Raw genomic sequence first — 14,027 nt, 5'->3', positions numbered from 1 at the left:
CACCCCGCTACGCACTCTAAAACCGGAAGAGCCAATTAACCATGGCAAATATACACCACTTGAGTAGGGTTGCCTAACTTTCAATAGGTAGGACTATTCATTGTAAGGATTGATATACCAAAGATATAGACTCGACACTAGACGGTCAACCATTTACACCTGGCATCGCTTAGCGCAGTTCAATCCCCTTTAACATTTGGAAGAGATTTCGAAAATGGCTGAGACACCAAGCGTCAGCGTTAATCTAAAAGCGCTGGCTGAAGAACTGCTAAATAAGGCGGCTGGGACAGAAAGCGGGCGTGCAACCCACGTGTTCCGCGCAGTGCCTGGTGGTTCCCTTTTACAGGTCTTGCTTGTCCTGAAAGACGGCAAGGAATTGTCTAAGCACGAGAACCCTGGCGAGGCACTCTTGCACGTATTGAGCGGAAAAGTTCGGCTTACCGCAGACGACGATTCACTAGAGTTGAGCGCCGATGAGCATGCTGTGGTGCCTCAGTAGCGTCATGGACTGCTCTCCTTGGAAGACTCAGCAATCCTGCCGACCGTAGTGCGCAATCGCGCCTAGATAGCGTTCCAGCTTCCTAACGCTCTGGCTTCGTTGCCACGATTGCCACGGCGTTGAGGTGCTCGCTGTGCGTGTTGAAGGTTTTTCGCATCTGCAGCACCCGCTTGCGGGCATCGGAGTTATTCCGAAGGTTCTTCACAAAGCACAGCGTGCCTAAGAATCCTTCATCGGAAAGAATTCGACGCGGCTGCAGCAAAGCCATCGGCGCGGTCTCAACCTTGGCGGCTTTAAAAAGCCATTAGCCTCAAACACTGCCGTCCATTCGCCCAAGGTCAGCGGACACGCGTTCACCCTAATTGCGCGCGCAAGGCTTTGGCGGATTTCATCCTTCACCCCATCTGCTAGTTCTTCAGGAACTAGCCCCAGTTCGTGAATGGCGTACCGCCCACCCGGACGTAGGATGCGCGCAGCCTCTGCAACGATTGCATTCTTAGCCTTCTCACCCTGCATGGTGAGCATCGCTTCCCAATCACAAGGTCAGCCGACTCATCGGCCAGTCCAGTTTCAGCGGCGTCGGCCTCAATTAGCTTTGCACGCAGGCCAAAGACGCGGCGCACTGCAGCCACAGCATCCGGATCACTATCCGCACCTGTATAACTCGAAGGCGTGAGCTCAAGAATCCTACCCGGCGTGCGCCCAAGACTAGGCGCTGGTTCAACTACATCAACGTTCGGAATTCCGGATAGTTCGAGCAATTCATCTGTTAGTCTGCGCCCGCCGAGGCAAAGGACTCACTTTCCCAATTTGGCCAAAAGCCAGTGGCCTTGCATGGATTCATCCGCACGTGATGTGCCGATCATTTGTTCACTCATGAGGACCTGATTGCCCTCCCCAATGAATCAGTCCGGTTTTACCAGTTCGTCGACCACGTCCCCGGCACTCAACCTTGGATTTCACCTGGCTTTAAACACAGTCATAACCAGACGTCAACAAAGAATTCCCCAGACAAAAATAAAACCCTCTGACCAGTGGAAAGAGGGTATAAAGTGGAGCTAACGGGATTCGAACCCGTGACCCCCACACTGCCAGTGTGGTGCGCTACCAACTGCGCCATAGCCCCAAAGCTGTATTGAATTATGAAGTGGAGCTAACGGGATTCGAACCCGTGACCCCCACACTGCCAGTGTGGTGCGCTACCAACTGCGCCATAGCCCCTCATACGAGGTGCAACCTTCACGATTGCAACTCGTATCAATATATCCGCTCCCCATTCACTCACCAAATCGCGAGTTGGGACGCCTTATTTAGTGACGATGTCAACCCATTCCATGATGGACGTGTTCTGGTCTTCCGGAATGTCCTTGCCATCCTTGATGATTCGCGGCGAGGAAACCTGGCCGGTTTCGCTCTCCAGCTTTTCGTAGTTCGAGGTCACCAGTGGGTTTCCTTCACCAACCGGGGCTTCTTCAATGGCCTTTACCGTGGCATCATCTGCGCCCAGTTCCTTCGCGGCAGCAGCGAAGTCTTCCATCTCCCACTTGTTGTACACCTTGGACTGGTTCTCCATGAGGTACTTACGCAAGTTCCAGTAGAGCTTGGCATCACCGGTCTTTGCTACCTGCTCCATCGCAGCTGCCGCCTTGGAGGAGTGGCCCGTGTTGGACTTGATGCTCTCCAAGCCGTTTGGGCTGCCGTCAAGGAAGTTGAGGGTGCGCACGTGCACGACGAGCTCGCCCGCATCAATCGCATCCTTCATCTGCTCGTCGGTTTCCTTCGCCAGGTCACCACAGTGCGGGCAGGAGTAGTCCTCGTACAGGTCTACTTCGGTTGCGTCCTTTGCGGCATCCGCAGACTTGAGGGTTACCGCATTGTCCGCGAGGGAAATCTCCAGGGAGACATCCTCGGCGGCGTAGTCCCCCAGCGCATCGGTCTGTGCGCCTCGTCCTTGATAGACGATGTAGCCGATGACCACGGCAATAATAACCAGCAGAACAGCGAGGCCCCAGACGAATCCACTATTGCCTTTGGAGTTGGGGTCTTTGACTGTACTCATGAAACAACCTTGCCTTTATGACTTAAGTTCGAACAGATGAAAAGCCTACACACCGCTGTTAAGGGTGCAATGCAAACTTGGTGAAAGGACGCTTGATCGTCCACACCATTAAGACAGAATAGAAGACATCTCGCAGAAGTGTCATCATGTAATTCATCACTTGCGCGTCTTCATCAGGGCTCACGGAGAAGCAGCCGCAATCAATTCCGAGTCCCCGCGCCCACGCCTGCGCGATGCCGATCATGAACAGCACCAGAACTATCTGCCCAACCCACGCCGATGGCCGCAAAAACAGCCCCATCAAAAGCAGCAGGCCACCACATATCTCCAGCGGGCCAATCAGGTAGGACAAGTAGTGCGACCACTCAGGGGTAAAGATTTCATATGCCTTGATGCTTTGCGACACCGCGAGCTGATCCGTCAGCTTCGACGCCCCCGCCTTGATCCACACATAGGCCATATAAAATCGCGCGAATGCACTAATGATGTCGAGCACGAGAGGTGCGCTGATTTTGGTTTTGGTCACGGAGTTAGCCTAACAATCTACGGGTGCAGGGCATAGCGGCGGTAGGGGCGGCGGATGGTCCAGACGGTGAGGGCGAGGAAGAAAGCGTCGCGAAGCAGCGTCAGTGCGTAGTTCATGCCCTGACTTACGTCGGCGGGGTCGTAGCCAAAACACCCGCAATCGATGACGAGCCCCCGCGCCCACGCCTGCGCGATGCCCACCATGAACAGGACCAAGACCACTGCAGCGACTGCCGACGCCTCCCTCAAGAACAGCCCCAACAACAGCAGCACCCCACCCATGAGTTCCAGGGGCCCGATGAGGTAGGCCAAGTATCCGGACCACTCCGGGGTAAAGATGCCATAGGCCTCGATGGCCTGGGTCATCTCCATCCGGGCATCCAGTTTCTGTATGCCGGCGATAATCCACACGGCGGCCATTCCCCAGCGCGCGAGCGCGCTGATGAGGTCAGGCACCGATATGGATTGTGGAGATGTCATAAACCACTAGCCTAGCCGCAGAACTAACCTCCGAGAACCTGTGACACCAGCGCCTGCGCTTCTTCTTGCACCTGCTTGAGGTGTTCTTCGCCACGGAAGCTCTCGGCGTAAATCTTGTACTTATCCTCCGTGCCGGACGGGCGCGCGGCAAACCACGCGTTCTCCGTCGTCACCTTGAGGCCGCCGATCACCGCGCCGTTGCCCGGCGCCTCAGTGAGCTTGGCGACGATCTCCTCGCCCGCCAGCTCCGTCGCCGTCACCTGCTCCGGAGAGAGCTTCTTCAGGATGGCCTTCTGTTCGCGGGTAGCCGGGGCATCGGTGCGCGCATAGGCCGGCGCACCATAGTCCTCCGCCAGTTCCGCGTAGCGCTGCGACGGGGTCTTGCCCGTCACCGCCAGGATCTCCGCGGCCAGCAAGTCCAAGATGATGCCGTCCTTGTCGGTGGACCACACCGTACCGTCGAAGCGCAGGAAGGAAGCACCGGCGGATTCTTCGCCGCCGAAGCCGAGGGAGCCGTCGACAAGCCCCGGCACAAACCACTTGAAGCCCACCGGCACCTCCACGAGCTCGCGCCCCAGGCTGGCCACGACGCGGTCGATCATGGAAGAGGACACCAAGGTCTTGCCCACACTCGCATTTCCCCACTGGGGACGGTGGCTAAACAGGTACTCGATGGCCACCGCGAGGTAGTGGTTCGGGTTCATCAGCCCAGCATCCGGCGTAACAATGCCGTGGCGGTCAGCGTCAGCATCATTACCGGTAGCCAGGTCATACTTGGACCGGTTATCCACCAACGAAGCCATGGCATCCGGGGAGGAACAGTCCATGCGGATCTTGCCGTCGGTATCCAACGTCATAAAGCGGAAAGTGCCGTCTACCTCTGGGTTCACCACCGTCATGTTGAGTTCGTAATGCTCGGCGATGGCCGCCCAGTAGTCCACCGAGGCGCCGCCCATCGGGTCCGCTCCGATGCGCACGCCGGCGTCCTTGATGGCCGCCATGTCCACGACGTTGGCCAAATCGGACACATAGGAGTCGAGGTAATTGTGCTTCACGCAGCGTTCATCCAGCACGCCGTTGACCGGCGCGCGCTTCACACCCTCGAGCCCGGCGCGCAGGTAGTCGTTAGCCTTTGCTGCAATCCAGTCGGTGGCATCGGTATCCGCCGGACCGCCTGTCGGCGGGTTGTATTTGAATCCACCATCGCGCGGCGGGTTGTGAGACGGGGTGATAACAATGCCATCGGTGCCTGGGTTGGTCAGGATGGCGTGGGAAACAGCTGGCGTTGGGGTGTAGCGGCCGCGGTCATCTACACGGACCTCCAGTTCGTTGGCTAGGAGGACCTCGAGGGCGGAGACCATGGCGGGTTCGGACAGGGCGTGAGTATCACGGCCGATGAAGATGGCGCCCGTGGTGCCCTGCTCGGCGCGGTAGTCCACGATGGCCTGGGTGATGGCCAGGATGTGGGCCTCATTGAAGGCGGTGTCCAAGGCGGAGCCGCGGTGCCCAGAGGTGCCGAAGGAAACCTGCTGGTCAGGGTTATCGGCGTCGGGGGTGCGGGTGTAATACGCGGTGACCAACTCCGCGATATCGATGAGATCCGAAGGCTGGGCTAGTTGGCCGGCGCGCTCGTGTGCCATGGTGGTTTCCTCCTTGGGGATGTGGATGTACCTCAAGCTTGCCTGCTTCACGACGTTTTCGCATCCCAACTAGGATGGTGCCTATGCCACAGATCCTTCTTGTGGGCTGCGGGACCGCGCTCGGGGCGCTGGCCCGCTTTGGCCTTTCTTCGCTTCTCGGGGGCGGCGCGCTGCCGCTGTTGCTCATCAACGTTGTTGGCAGCGCTGTGATGGGCTATGCCAAGCCGCCCGCATTCTGGGGCACGGGTTTCTTGAGTGGGTTCACCAGTTTTGCCGCGTTTGCGTATCTCACTTCAGGTTTCGGGCCGGCGCAGGCGGGGGCGTATGTCCTGGCAACGGTTCTGGGCTGCACCGTGGCATACCTGGTCGGTGACCGCCTCCGGGATCGGAGGCGCGCATGATGCTCTCCATCTTGGCTGTGCTCGCCGGAGGTTTTGTGGGCGGTTGCGGGCGCTACCTGTTAACCCGCATCCTGCCCTCCCCCACGTGCACCTTCGCCGCGAACCTCATCGGCTCTGCGGTGGCCGGCGTGGCCTATGGCTACGCCACGCACGCGCACACCGCCGAGTTCTTCCTCCCCTTGCTCGCGGCCGGCGTGGCGGGCGGGCTATCGACATGGTCCACGTTGGCCAAAGAGCTCGGTGACATGATTAAGGCCAAGCGCTGGTGGCGCTTGGCGCGGTATCTCTTCTGGACGGTGGGCCTGGGCATCGTCCTGGCGTGGCGCGGGGCGTGGGTCGGCTCGCTTTTGGCCTAGCCTTCTCACCGCACTCCGCGTCTAAGCGCGCGAAGTGTTAGTCGGCGATGGCGTCCAACGGCGGGGTCTTTGCCGCGCGGTGGGCCGGCCACAGGGCGGCCAGCACACCGACGATGCCGGAGCCGACGAGCATGACGACGAGCATCATCCACGGCACCGTCGTGGAGTCGAGGCCTTCGTCCGCAAGCACGGAAATGAAGGACCACCCCATCCCCAGCCCCATGAGGATGCCCATGAGAGCGCCGAAGAGCGCAATCTGTACCGACTCCACGGTGATCATCGTGCGAATCTGGCGGCGCTGGGTGCCCACCGCGCGCAGCATACCAATCTCCTGGCGTCGTTCAATCACGCCCAAGGTGAGGGTATTGACAATGCCCAGGATCGCGATGACCACAGCCAACGCCAGCAGCGCGTAGAGGATGGTGAGCATCTGGTCAATCATGCCGGCGGCCTCGCCTGCGAATTCCTCGCCGGTGCGCACCTGCACCACGACGAGGTCCTTGACGGACTCCTCCAGGTTGGCGCGCAGCTTTTCCTTGTCATAGCCTTCCTCCGCGTTCACGTAGACCAACATGACGTTGAGGCTAGCCGGGTCGACGACCTCTGTTGCCGCGGAGGCGGAGACAGCTAAGCGCGGGAGCATCTGGAAGGGCTCATACGTGCCGAGGAGCTTCACCTGCGTGGTACGAGACAGATCCGGGCCCGCCAGCTCATAACTCTGGCCGACCTCCCAGCCCTGCTCTGCAGCCAGGTCGGCTTCGGCGATGAAGCCCGGCTCCTCGCCCGTCTTCAACGATCCTTCCACCAGGGTGAAGTTAAGGACGTCATCGGCGTTGCCATCGATGACCTGGCTGACCTTCATCTCCGGGCCATAGTTCATCGAAGCCTGACCATCCACCTGCAGGGGTGCTGTGCTCATCGACACGACCTGTCCGACGCCCTCAGTATCGCTGGCGCGCTGCACGGTCTCGTTCGGGGTCGGAAAGTTTCCAGACGTCGGGCCGGACAGCAAGAAGTCCGCGCGGGCGTCCTGCTCGACGGTGTCGGCCACCGAGGCCTTCATCGTCGCACCCAACATGCCGATCGAGGTCACCAGCGCCACGCCCAGCATGAGAGCGAATGCGGTCGCCGCGGTACGGCGCGGGTTGCGCGCCGAGTTCGTCGAGGCTAGCTTGCCCACCGCACCAAAGGGCGCACCAATCACGCGGCCAATCGCCGGAACGATGGGCAGGGAGATGGCCGGTCCAGCCAGGAAGAAGCCAAGGATCAGGTTGAGCGCGCCAAGACCCACGAGGGAGGCACGGATGCCCGTGGAGGCGTCGATAAGCACGCCGAGGACCGCGAAGATAATGCCCGCGACGAGCAACAGTCCACCCAGCACGCTGCGCACGAGGAGCGAAGAACCAGCTGCAGACTCGGTTGTGCGCATGGCTTCCACCGGCTTTACCGCACCCGCGCGGCGCGCCGGCGCCCACGCGGACACGATGGTGACCACCGCGCCCAAGAGCAGCGGCACGACTACTGCGCTGACGCTCAGGCCCAGACCGCCGCCCATGGGCATGTCCTTAGCTTCAAAGACTGCCTTGATGAGTGCGACTAAGCCCATACCTGTCACCACGCCGACGGCTGAGCCGACGAGCCCCACGATGAAGGCCTCCGTCACCACCGAACGCGTGATCTGGCTGCGGGAAGCACCGAGCGCACGCAGGAGCGCGAACTCCTTGGTGCGCTGGGCCACGATCATGGAGAAGGTATTCGCGATAATGAACGTGCCCACCAGCAGCGCGATGAGGCCAAAGGCGATGAGGAAGTAGTTGACGAATTTCAGGGCAGAGGAAATCTGATCCGACAGCTCATCGGCCAGCTTCTGGCCGGATTCCGCCTCGACCTCGAAGGTGTTGTTGAGGTGCTCCACGAGCGCATCGGCATCGACGCCGTCGGCCGCAGCGACCTTCAGCTGGGAAGAGTCTCCATAGCGCTCAACGAAGGCCTCGTGTTCCATGAGCAACGTCAGACTGGGGCCCTGGTCCACCACAGGCTTGACGACGCCCACGACCTTCACCTCATCGCGCTGGTCCGGGTGCACGACGAGGAGGGTGTCGCCGACGTGGATGCCGAACTTCTCGGCGGCGGAGTCGTTGATGAGGACTTCGCCGGTCCCGTGGGGCTCGGAGCCGTCGACAAGCGTGGCGGGCTCACCGACGGATTGGTCCTCCGGGTAGTAGGGCTGCACGCTGGAGGTGCCGCCGCCGGTTTGAAAGGCCTCGGCATCCTTGTTGGCAACCACGACGGTCTGGCTGCTTTGCATGTTGACTGCGCGCACGTCGGGGTCGGCGGCGATGTCATCGCGCATCTTCTGGTCGAGGATTGGGCCGCCTTCCTTCTGGCTCACGGCCGCATCCACACCGGTAAATGCGGTAGACACCGCAGAGTCGAAGGTGTTCGACAGCGAGTTGGTGAACATGAAGGAGCCCGAAATGAACGCGGTACCCAGCACCACCGCCAGCAGGGTCAGGGCAAGGCGCAGCTTATGCGCGAGAATATTGCGCACGGAGACCGTGCGCATGGTGTTCTTTGTGGCCATGCTCTAGCCCTCGATTTCTGCCATCACGGCGTGGATGGACTCCATGGTCGGATTCATGAGCTCATTAACCAGGCGGCCATCGGCGAGGAAGACCACGCGGTCGGCGTACGAGGCGGCCTTGGCGTCGTGCGTAACGATAACCACGGTCTGCCCATCCTTGTCCACGGCGGTGCGCAAAATGTCGAGCACCTCGGCGGAGGAGTTCGAATCCAGGTTGCCGGTGGGCTCATCACCGAAGATGATCTCCGGACGGGAAACCAGGGCGCGCGCACACGCCACGCGCTGCTGCTGGCCGCCGGAGAGCTCGGCTGGGCGGTGGGACAGGCGGTGGGACAGACCAAGACGCGTGGTGACCTCATCAAACCACGCCTTATCGACCTTGTTGCCAGCGATATCGGTAGGCAGCGTGATGTTCTCTGCCGCGGTCAACGTGGGCACCAAGTTAAAGGACTGAAAGATGAAACCCAAGCGGTCGCGGCGCAGGGCGGTAATGTCTTTATCGCTGAGCTGCGACATATCGGTGTCACCGATGAAAGCCGAGCCGGACGTCGCCGAATCGAGGCCCGCCATAGTGTGCATGAGGGTGGATTTGCCGGAGCCCGACGGGCCCATGATGGCGGTGAAGGTATTGCGCGCGAACTCAACGTCGACGTGGTCCAACGCGGTGACTGCGGTATCTCCCTGACCGTATTGTTTGAACAGGTCAACGGCGCGTGCCGCGGCAGTCGTCGTTGGGGTGGTCATGGACGTGTTCTCCTTATAGATAGGGAAAGTAACGTCACTACCCTATCTTGCCTTGGGTAAGTTATGTGACGCGTGTGGTCTAAAATATGCTCCATGCGCGCATCCCTTTCCGCTCTAGAGCATTACGACCGTTGTGCCGAAGCAGCCGCGGCTCAGGTCATGCGCCACTACTCCACTAGTTTTTCCCTGGCCACGCGGCTTCTCTCACCCAGGGTGCGCGTGGATATCCGTAACTTATACGCCATGGTGCGCACGGCCGATGAGATCGTCGACGCGGGGCTTGCTCCCCAGGACGCCGCCGTGCTTCTCGACGCCTACGAGGCCACCGTCCGCGCCGCCCCCTCCCAGCGTTTTCACGCCGACCCCGTGGTGCACGCGTATGCGCTCTCCGCGCGGCGCTGCGGATTCCAGGACGAGCACATCGCAGAGTTCTTTGCTTCCATGCGCTGCGATCTGACCCAGAGCACGCACACACACGACTCCTTCGAGAATTACGTGTCCGGCTCCGCGGAAGTCATTGGGCTCTTGTGTTTGGATGCCTTCTACGCCGGTCAGGCGCGACCGGCCGGCATCGAGGAAGGCGCGCGGCGCTTGGGCGCGGCGTTTCAGAAGATCAACTTCTTGCGCGATCTGCGCGAGGACTCCGCAGACCTCGGCCGCTCGTATTTTCCAGCGCTGCCCGATCCCACTGGCTTGGACGAGGAGAGGAAGGCTGCCATCATCGCTGATATTCGCGAGGACCTGTCTGTAGCGCAGGGTGCCATCGAGTTGCTGCCGCGCGGCTCCCGCATGGGCGTGGCGGCGGCTACCGCCCTCTTTACTGAGCTCACCGACCAGCTCGAGGCAACCCCCGCCGTCGAGATCCTCACGACAAGGGTGTCGGTATCACCAGCGCGTAAGGCCTTCCTCGTGAGCCGGGCAGCTGCATCGGCGGTGAAATAAACATGGGCAAGCGGGTTGTCGTCATCGGCGCTGGCATCGCGGGGCTTGCCACCGCGGCGTTGATGCTGCGGGAGGGCTGGGACGTGGTCGTCGTCGAGAAGCAGCGTAGCGTCGGCGGGCGGGCGGGAGTCCTAGAAGTCGACGGCTTCCGTTTCGATACGGGGCCTTCGTGGTATCTCATGCCGGAGGCTTTTGATGAATTTTTCCGGGCCTGTGGGACGAGCACCGAGCGTGAGCTGGACCTCGTCCCCCTCTCGCCTGCGTATCGCGTGTACAACGAGGACGGCGCGTTCCTGGATGTGGAGAGCGGCGTGGAGGAGGTCGCGCACCTATTCGAGTCTATTGAGCCGGGCGCGGGTGAGCGCGTACGGGCGTATTTGGCGCGCTCCTCCGACGTCTACGCGGTGGCGCTGAGCAGCTTTTTGTACACCACGTTTTCGCGCCCTACTGAGCTGCTGACACGGGAGGTGCTCACGCGGCTGGGCACGCTCGCGATGCTGCTGACGCGTTCGCTGGACAGGCTGGTAGCGGCGCAGTTTCAGGACTATCGCCTGCATCAGGTCCTGACCTATCCGGCAGTGTTTTTGTCGACCGAGCCTCAGGCCGCGCCGGCCCTGTATTCCTTGATGAGCCACACCGACCTGGTCGAAGGTGTGCGCTACCCGCAGGGTGGCTTCGCCGCGGTGGTCGCGGCGATTGCGCGCCAAGCGGAGGGTGCAACCTTCCTCATGGGTACCGCGGTGACGGCAATTGAGTGCACGGACGGGCGCACAACTGGCGTGCGGCTGGATGACGGCCGCTTCATTTCTGCAGAGGCCGTGGTGTCGGCGGCGGACCTGCGCCACACCGAAACCGCGTTACTGCCTGAGTCAGCGCGGACCTACCCGGAAAGCTACTTCGCACGGCGCGATCCGGGTTTGGGTACGGTTCTGGTGTTCCTCGGCGTCCGCGGCGAGCTGCCGCAGCTTGAGCACCACACTCTGTTGTTTAGCAAGGACTGGGAGCCCGATTTCCGCGCCGTCTACCACGGCCCGGAGGCCTCGCGTCCGCTCGGTGCTTCGGAGTCTATCTACGTATCCAAGACATCCGCGACGGATCCTGACGTGGCGCCGGAGGGCTGCGAGAACCTCTTTGTGCTCGTCCCTGTGCCGGCGGAAGATACTTTTGGCTCAGGCGATGCCTATGGTGAGGAAGAATCGCCGCGCGTCGCCGCGATTGCTGACGCCGCTATCCACCAGATAGGCACATGGCTTGGCATTCCGGACTTTGCCGAGCGCATCGTCGTGCGCCGAACGGTGGGGCCCTCTGATTTTGTGCAGCGCTATAACGCGTGGGCAGGTGGAGCGGTGGGGCCTGCACATACGCTGCAGCAATCCGCGTTCTTCCGTGGGCGCAACGTCTCGCGAAAACTGAAGAACCTGTTCTACGCGGGCGGAACGACCGTGCCGGGCGTGGGAGTGCCAATGTGCCTTATTTCTGCGCACAACGTCCTCACGCGGATGCGTGAACAGCGCTAAACGTTGGGCCCGAGTGCACTCTCAATTCGCGCTGAATTCCCCCAGTGCTGACCCCCGTGAAAGAACTTGGTTCTCAGTCCCCACTCCTCGGCATGGAATTCACGAAAAGGCCGTGCAGCGCTGCATAGCGTAGTCTGAGGAGGTTGACGTCGAGTGGAAAGGCGAAGCGATGGCAGAAACTACTGAGCAGGCCAGCGAGACCGTAGAGGCATGGCTGAAGCAAGAAGACGCTATCGATCCTAAAAAGGCCCCTCGTCTCCAGGAGCTCTTAGCCCGCGTTCCCCGTCAAGACCTCATCGCGATTGTGGAGCGTCAAAATGCTCTCCGCGCTGCGCTAGCCCTCCGCCTGCTGCCGCGGGAAAAGTCCATCGCAGTCTTCGACGCACTCGATGCAAAGCACCAAGCGGACATCATTGATGAGCTGGGCAACGCCGATGTCTACGAGTTCTTCGACGAGTTGGACCCCGAAGACCGAGTGGCGCTCTTGGATGAGCTGCCCGCGGAGATTGCGGATCGCCTCCTCCGTTCACTGACCCAGACTCAGCGCGACGTGACCGGAGTGATCCTTGGATACACGAAGGGCTCCGTCGGGCGTCGTATGTCGCCAGAGGTGCCCGACATTCACCCGGAAATGAGCATGGAAGATGCCCTGTACACGCTCCGGGATACGGCCGATGAACTGGAGACCATCTATACCGTTCCGGTGACGCGCAAGGACCGGCGTCTGGTGGGCGTCGTCAGCCTGCGCGAACTCTTCACGGCTGAGCGCGGTGTACTCATTGAGGACATCATGAACGAGCCGGTATATGCATACGCGACTGCCGACGCCGAGGAGACCGTGCGGTGGTTCTTGCCCCTCGATATGCTAGCTCTGCCAATTGTGGATGATTCACACCGCCTCGTCGGTCTTCTTACGTGGGACGATGCCACGGACATCATGGAAGAAGCGGACAGCGAGGACTCTGCTCGTTCCGGTGGTACAGAAGCGCTCCAGCAGCCTTACTTGTCGACGCCGTTGCTCAAGCTCGTTCGCTCCCGCATTCTCTGGCTGCTCGTGCTCGCTGTGTCAGCTCTGCTGACCGTGCGGGTTCTCGATTCCTTCGAGGACACCTTGGCCAAGGCGGTTGTACTGTCGCTGTTCATCCCTCTGCTCACCGGCACGGGCGGCAATACAGGAAACCAGGCGGCTACTACAGTGACCCGTGCGCTCGCGCTTGGCGACGTCCGAACGCGCGACCTCCTTTCCGTAATGTGGCGCGAGCTGCGCGTCGGAATGCTGCTCGGCGCCGTACTGGGACTGGCTGGTCTCGTCTTGGCGACGGTGGTCTACGGCGTCGATATCGGTATCGTGATCGGTTCCACCCTGTTTCTTATCTGCTCGATGTCAGCGACGGTAGGTGGGCTCATGCCAATTGTGGCTAAGACGGTGGGCGCGGATCCCGCTGTGTTTTCTAACCCGTTTATTTCCACGTTCTGTGACGCGACGGGCTTGATTATCTACTTCTTCATCGCAAAGTCCGTCCTGGGTATCTAGTCCGATAGAAGCTTCGGCGCTGCATCGCACGGCCTGCCGACCTTCCTGCGGCCGTACTAGAGCCGCATCGTCCTCTTGGAAACAAGTCCTTAGCACCCTAGAGCAGCTGGGCTTCCACATGCATGACACTAGAGCCGCTTGCTATGCGGTTACCCCCTCTCCTCTACCGGGCTGAACACCATCGATTTCTGCGTCCAACTGTCCACCACAAAGAGTGTGGCTGCAACCACTCCTGCCGCTTTCACGGACAGCCTAGAACCGTGGCAGTACAAGGTGCGCCTTGCCTTCTGCAAGCGTCCTGAAGTCATTCGCGAAGCAGTTGCCCGCCTGACGTACGAAGAAAATGCCTGCGGCACGCGGCTTTGTGCTCAGTGTCAACAAATAGTCGCCCGGACCTGACCCCCGTTAGGTAGACACCTGATATCCAGCCCAGTTGGGCTGGGAAGAAAGGTAATCTACCACCATGCCTAGGTACTCCGAACAGTTCAAACGTGATGCTGTGGCCCTCTACGAAAACAATGAGGACCTCTCACTTCACGCGGCTTCAGCAGAGCTTGGAGTCAATCGTTCCTCACTTTATTCGTGGCTTAAGCAGTACGGCACCGGCAAGCGTGCCCGCACGAAGACCTTGCGCGATGAGGCTCAGGCGACAACCGATTCTGAGCGGATCCGCCAGCTAGAAAAAGAAAACGCAAAGCTGCGCGAAGAACGCGACATCCTGCGTAAGGCCGCGAAGTATTTTGCCG

13 protein-coding genes, 2 tRNA genes and 1 pseudogene are annotated in these 14,027 nt (G+C 60.6%); 7 read left to right on the top strand and 9 right to left on the bottom strand.

From position 1 onward, the window contains the following. Positions 1-214 precede the first annotated feature (214 nt). Positions 215-499: a cupin domain-containing protein gene (locus tag HMPREF2526_RS09770; RefSeq protein ID WP_046647394.1), complete on the top strand. Its 285-nt coding sequence runs from the start codon at positions 215-217 to the stop codon at positions 497-499. Between the two features lie 82 nt (positions 500-581). Here the strand turns inward: HMPREF2526_RS09770 and HMPREF2526_RS09765 are convergent. The 7 genes and pseudogenes from HMPREF2526_RS09765 to pgm all read right to left on the bottom strand — a co-directional run bounded on the left by HMPREF2526_RS09765 (position 582) and on the right by pgm (position 5,203). Continuing rightward, positions 582-1,377, bottom strand: a pseudogene (locus HMPREF2526_RS09765) (methyltransferase domain-containing protein). Between the two features lie 175 nt (positions 1,378-1,552). Next, a tRNA-Ala gene (locus tag HMPREF2526_RS09760) sits at positions 1,553-1,625 on the bottom strand. Positions 1,626-1,647: 22 nt separating this feature from the next. After that, positions 1,648-1,720 (bottom strand) — tRNA-Ala (locus tag HMPREF2526_RS09755). 85 nt (positions 1,721-1,805) lie between these two features. Then, positions 1,806-2,558, bottom strand: a complete 753-nt coding sequence (locus HMPREF2526_RS09750) for a DsbA family protein (protein ID WP_049157657.1) — start codon at positions 2,556-2,558, stop codon at positions 1,806-1,808. Positions 2,559-2,616: 58 nt separating this feature from the next. Beyond that, complete coding sequence (locus HMPREF2526_RS09745) at positions 2,617-3,084, bottom strand: MauE/DoxX family redox-associated membrane protein (RefSeq protein ID WP_049157655.1); 468 nt, start codon at positions 3,082-3,084, stop codon at positions 2,617-2,619. A gap of 17 nt (positions 3,085-3,101) precedes the next feature. After that, positions 3,102-3,563 carry a MauE/DoxX family redox-associated membrane protein gene (locus HMPREF2526_RS09740; RefSeq protein ID WP_070510600.1) on the bottom strand — a complete coding sequence of 154 codons (462 nt, stop codon included), beginning with the start codon at positions 3,561-3,563 and terminating at the stop codon, positions 3,102-3,104. A 23-nt stretch (positions 3,564-3,586) separates the two neighbouring features. Next, entirely contained in the window at positions 3,587-5,203 is a 1,617-nt protein-coding gene (pgm, locus tag HMPREF2526_RS09735; protein WP_070510602.1) for a phosphoglucomutase (alpha-D-glucose-1,6-bisphosphate-dependent), read from the bottom strand. Positions 5,204-5,286: 83 nt separating this feature from the next. On the opposite strand from pgm, the gene HMPREF2526_RS09730 reads away from it, so the two are divergent. Both HMPREF2526_RS09730 and HMPREF2526_RS09725 read left to right on the top strand, forming a co-directional pair. Continuing rightward, positions 5,287-5,604: a fluoride efflux transporter family protein gene (locus HMPREF2526_RS09730; RefSeq protein ID WP_070510603.1), complete on the top strand. Its 318-nt coding sequence runs from the start codon at positions 5,287-5,289 to the stop codon at positions 5,602-5,604. Then, complete coding sequence (locus HMPREF2526_RS09725) at positions 5,601-5,960, top strand: fluoride efflux transporter FluC (RefSeq protein WP_070510605.1); 360 nt, start codon at positions 5,601-5,603, stop codon at positions 5,958-5,960. Before HMPREF2526_RS09730 ends, HMPREF2526_RS09725 begins: the two co-directional genes overlap by 4 nt. A gap of 37 nt (positions 5,961-5,997) precedes the next feature. On the opposite strand, the gene HMPREF2526_RS09720 is transcribed toward HMPREF2526_RS09725, so the two are convergent. Together HMPREF2526_RS09720 and HMPREF2526_RS09715 are read right to left on the bottom strand one after the other, a co-directional pair. Then, complete coding sequence (locus HMPREF2526_RS09720; RefSeq protein ID WP_070547171.1) at positions 5,998-8,544, bottom strand: ABC transporter permease; 2,547 nt, start codon at positions 8,542-8,544, stop codon at positions 5,998-6,000. A 3-nt stretch (positions 8,545-8,547) separates the two neighbouring features. Next, complete coding sequence (locus HMPREF2526_RS09715; RefSeq protein WP_070547170.1) at positions 8,548-9,288, bottom strand: ABC transporter ATP-binding protein; 741 nt, start codon at positions 9,286-9,288, stop codon at positions 8,548-8,550. Between the two features lie 93 nt (positions 9,289-9,381). On the opposite strand from HMPREF2526_RS09715, the gene HMPREF2526_RS09710 reads away from it, so the two are divergent. The 4 genes from HMPREF2526_RS09710 to HMPREF2526_RS09695 form a co-directional block, all read left to right on the top strand. Beyond that, positions 9,382-10,230, top strand: coding sequence for a phytoene/squalene synthase family protein (locus tag HMPREF2526_RS09710; RefSeq protein ID WP_070547169.1), 849 nt, complete (start codon positions 9,382-9,384; stop codon positions 10,228-10,230). Positions 10,231-10,232: 2 nt separating this feature from the next. Next, entirely contained in the window at positions 10,233-11,747 is a 1,515-nt protein-coding gene (crtI, locus tag HMPREF2526_RS09705) for a phytoene desaturase family protein (protein WP_070547168.1), read from the top strand. Between the two features lie 169 nt (positions 11,748-11,916). Next, positions 11,917-13,281 carry a magnesium transporter gene (mgtE, locus tag HMPREF2526_RS09700; RefSeq protein WP_070547167.1) on the top strand — a complete coding sequence of 455 codons (1,365 nt, stop codon included), beginning with the start codon at positions 11,917-11,919 and terminating at the stop codon, positions 13,279-13,281. 463 nt (positions 13,282-13,744) lie between these two features. Further along, positions 13,745-14,027 (top strand): IS3 family transposase (locus HMPREF2526_RS09695; RefSeq protein ID WP_070510616.1); only part of this gene is annotated, 283 nt, incomplete at its 3' end.

Origin of the sequence: Corynebacterium sp. HMSC070E08, assembly GCF_001808895.1 — a bacterium.
Taxonomy (GTDB): domain Bacteria; phylum Actinomycetota; class Actinomycetes; order Mycobacteriales; family Mycobacteriaceae; genus Corynebacterium; species Corynebacterium hiratae.
Note: the sequence above shows the minus strand (reverse complement) of the source record. Positions and strands in the feature narration are given on the sequence as shown.

Coding starts and splice junctions, on each gene's coding strand:
- HMPREF2526_RS09770 (WP_046647394.1), top strand. CDS start 215: ATGGCTGAGACACCAAGCGTCAGCGTTAATCTAAAAGCGCTGGCTGAA.
- HMPREF2526_RS09750 (WP_049157657.1), bottom strand. CDS start 2,558: ATGAGTACAGTCAAAGACCCCAACTCCAAAGGCAATAGTGGATTCGTC.
- HMPREF2526_RS09740 (WP_070510600.1), bottom strand. CDS start 3,563: ATGACATCTCCACAATCCATATCGGTGCCTGACCTCATCAGCGCGCTC.
- pgm (WP_070510602.1), bottom strand. CDS start 5,203: ATGGCACACGAGCGCGCCGGCCAACTAGCCCAGCCTTCGGATCTCATC.
- HMPREF2526_RS09730 (WP_070510603.1), top strand. CDS start 5,287: ATGCCACAGATCCTTCTTGTGGGCTGCGGGACCGCGCTCGGGGCGCTG.
- HMPREF2526_RS09725 (WP_070510605.1), top strand. CDS start 5,601: ATGATGCTCTCCATCTTGGCTGTGCTCGCCGGAGGTTTTGTGGGCGGT.
- HMPREF2526_RS09720 (WP_070547171.1), bottom strand. CDS start 8,544: ATGGCCACAAAGAACACCATGCGCACGGTCTCCGTGCGCAATATTCTC.
- HMPREF2526_RS09715 (WP_070547170.1), bottom strand. CDS start 9,288: ATGACCACCCCAACGACGACTGCCGCGGCACGCGCCGTTGACCTGTTC.
- HMPREF2526_RS09710 (WP_070547169.1), top strand. CDS start 9,382: ATGCGCGCATCCCTTTCCGCTCTAGAGCATTACGACCGTTGTGCCGAA.
- crtI (WP_070547168.1), top strand. CDS start 10,233: ATGGGCAAGCGGGTTGTCGTCATCGGCGCTGGCATCGCGGGGCTTGCC.
- mgtE (WP_070547167.1), top strand. CDS start 11,917: ATGGCAGAAACTACTGAGCAGGCCAGCGAGACCGTAGAGGCATGGCTG.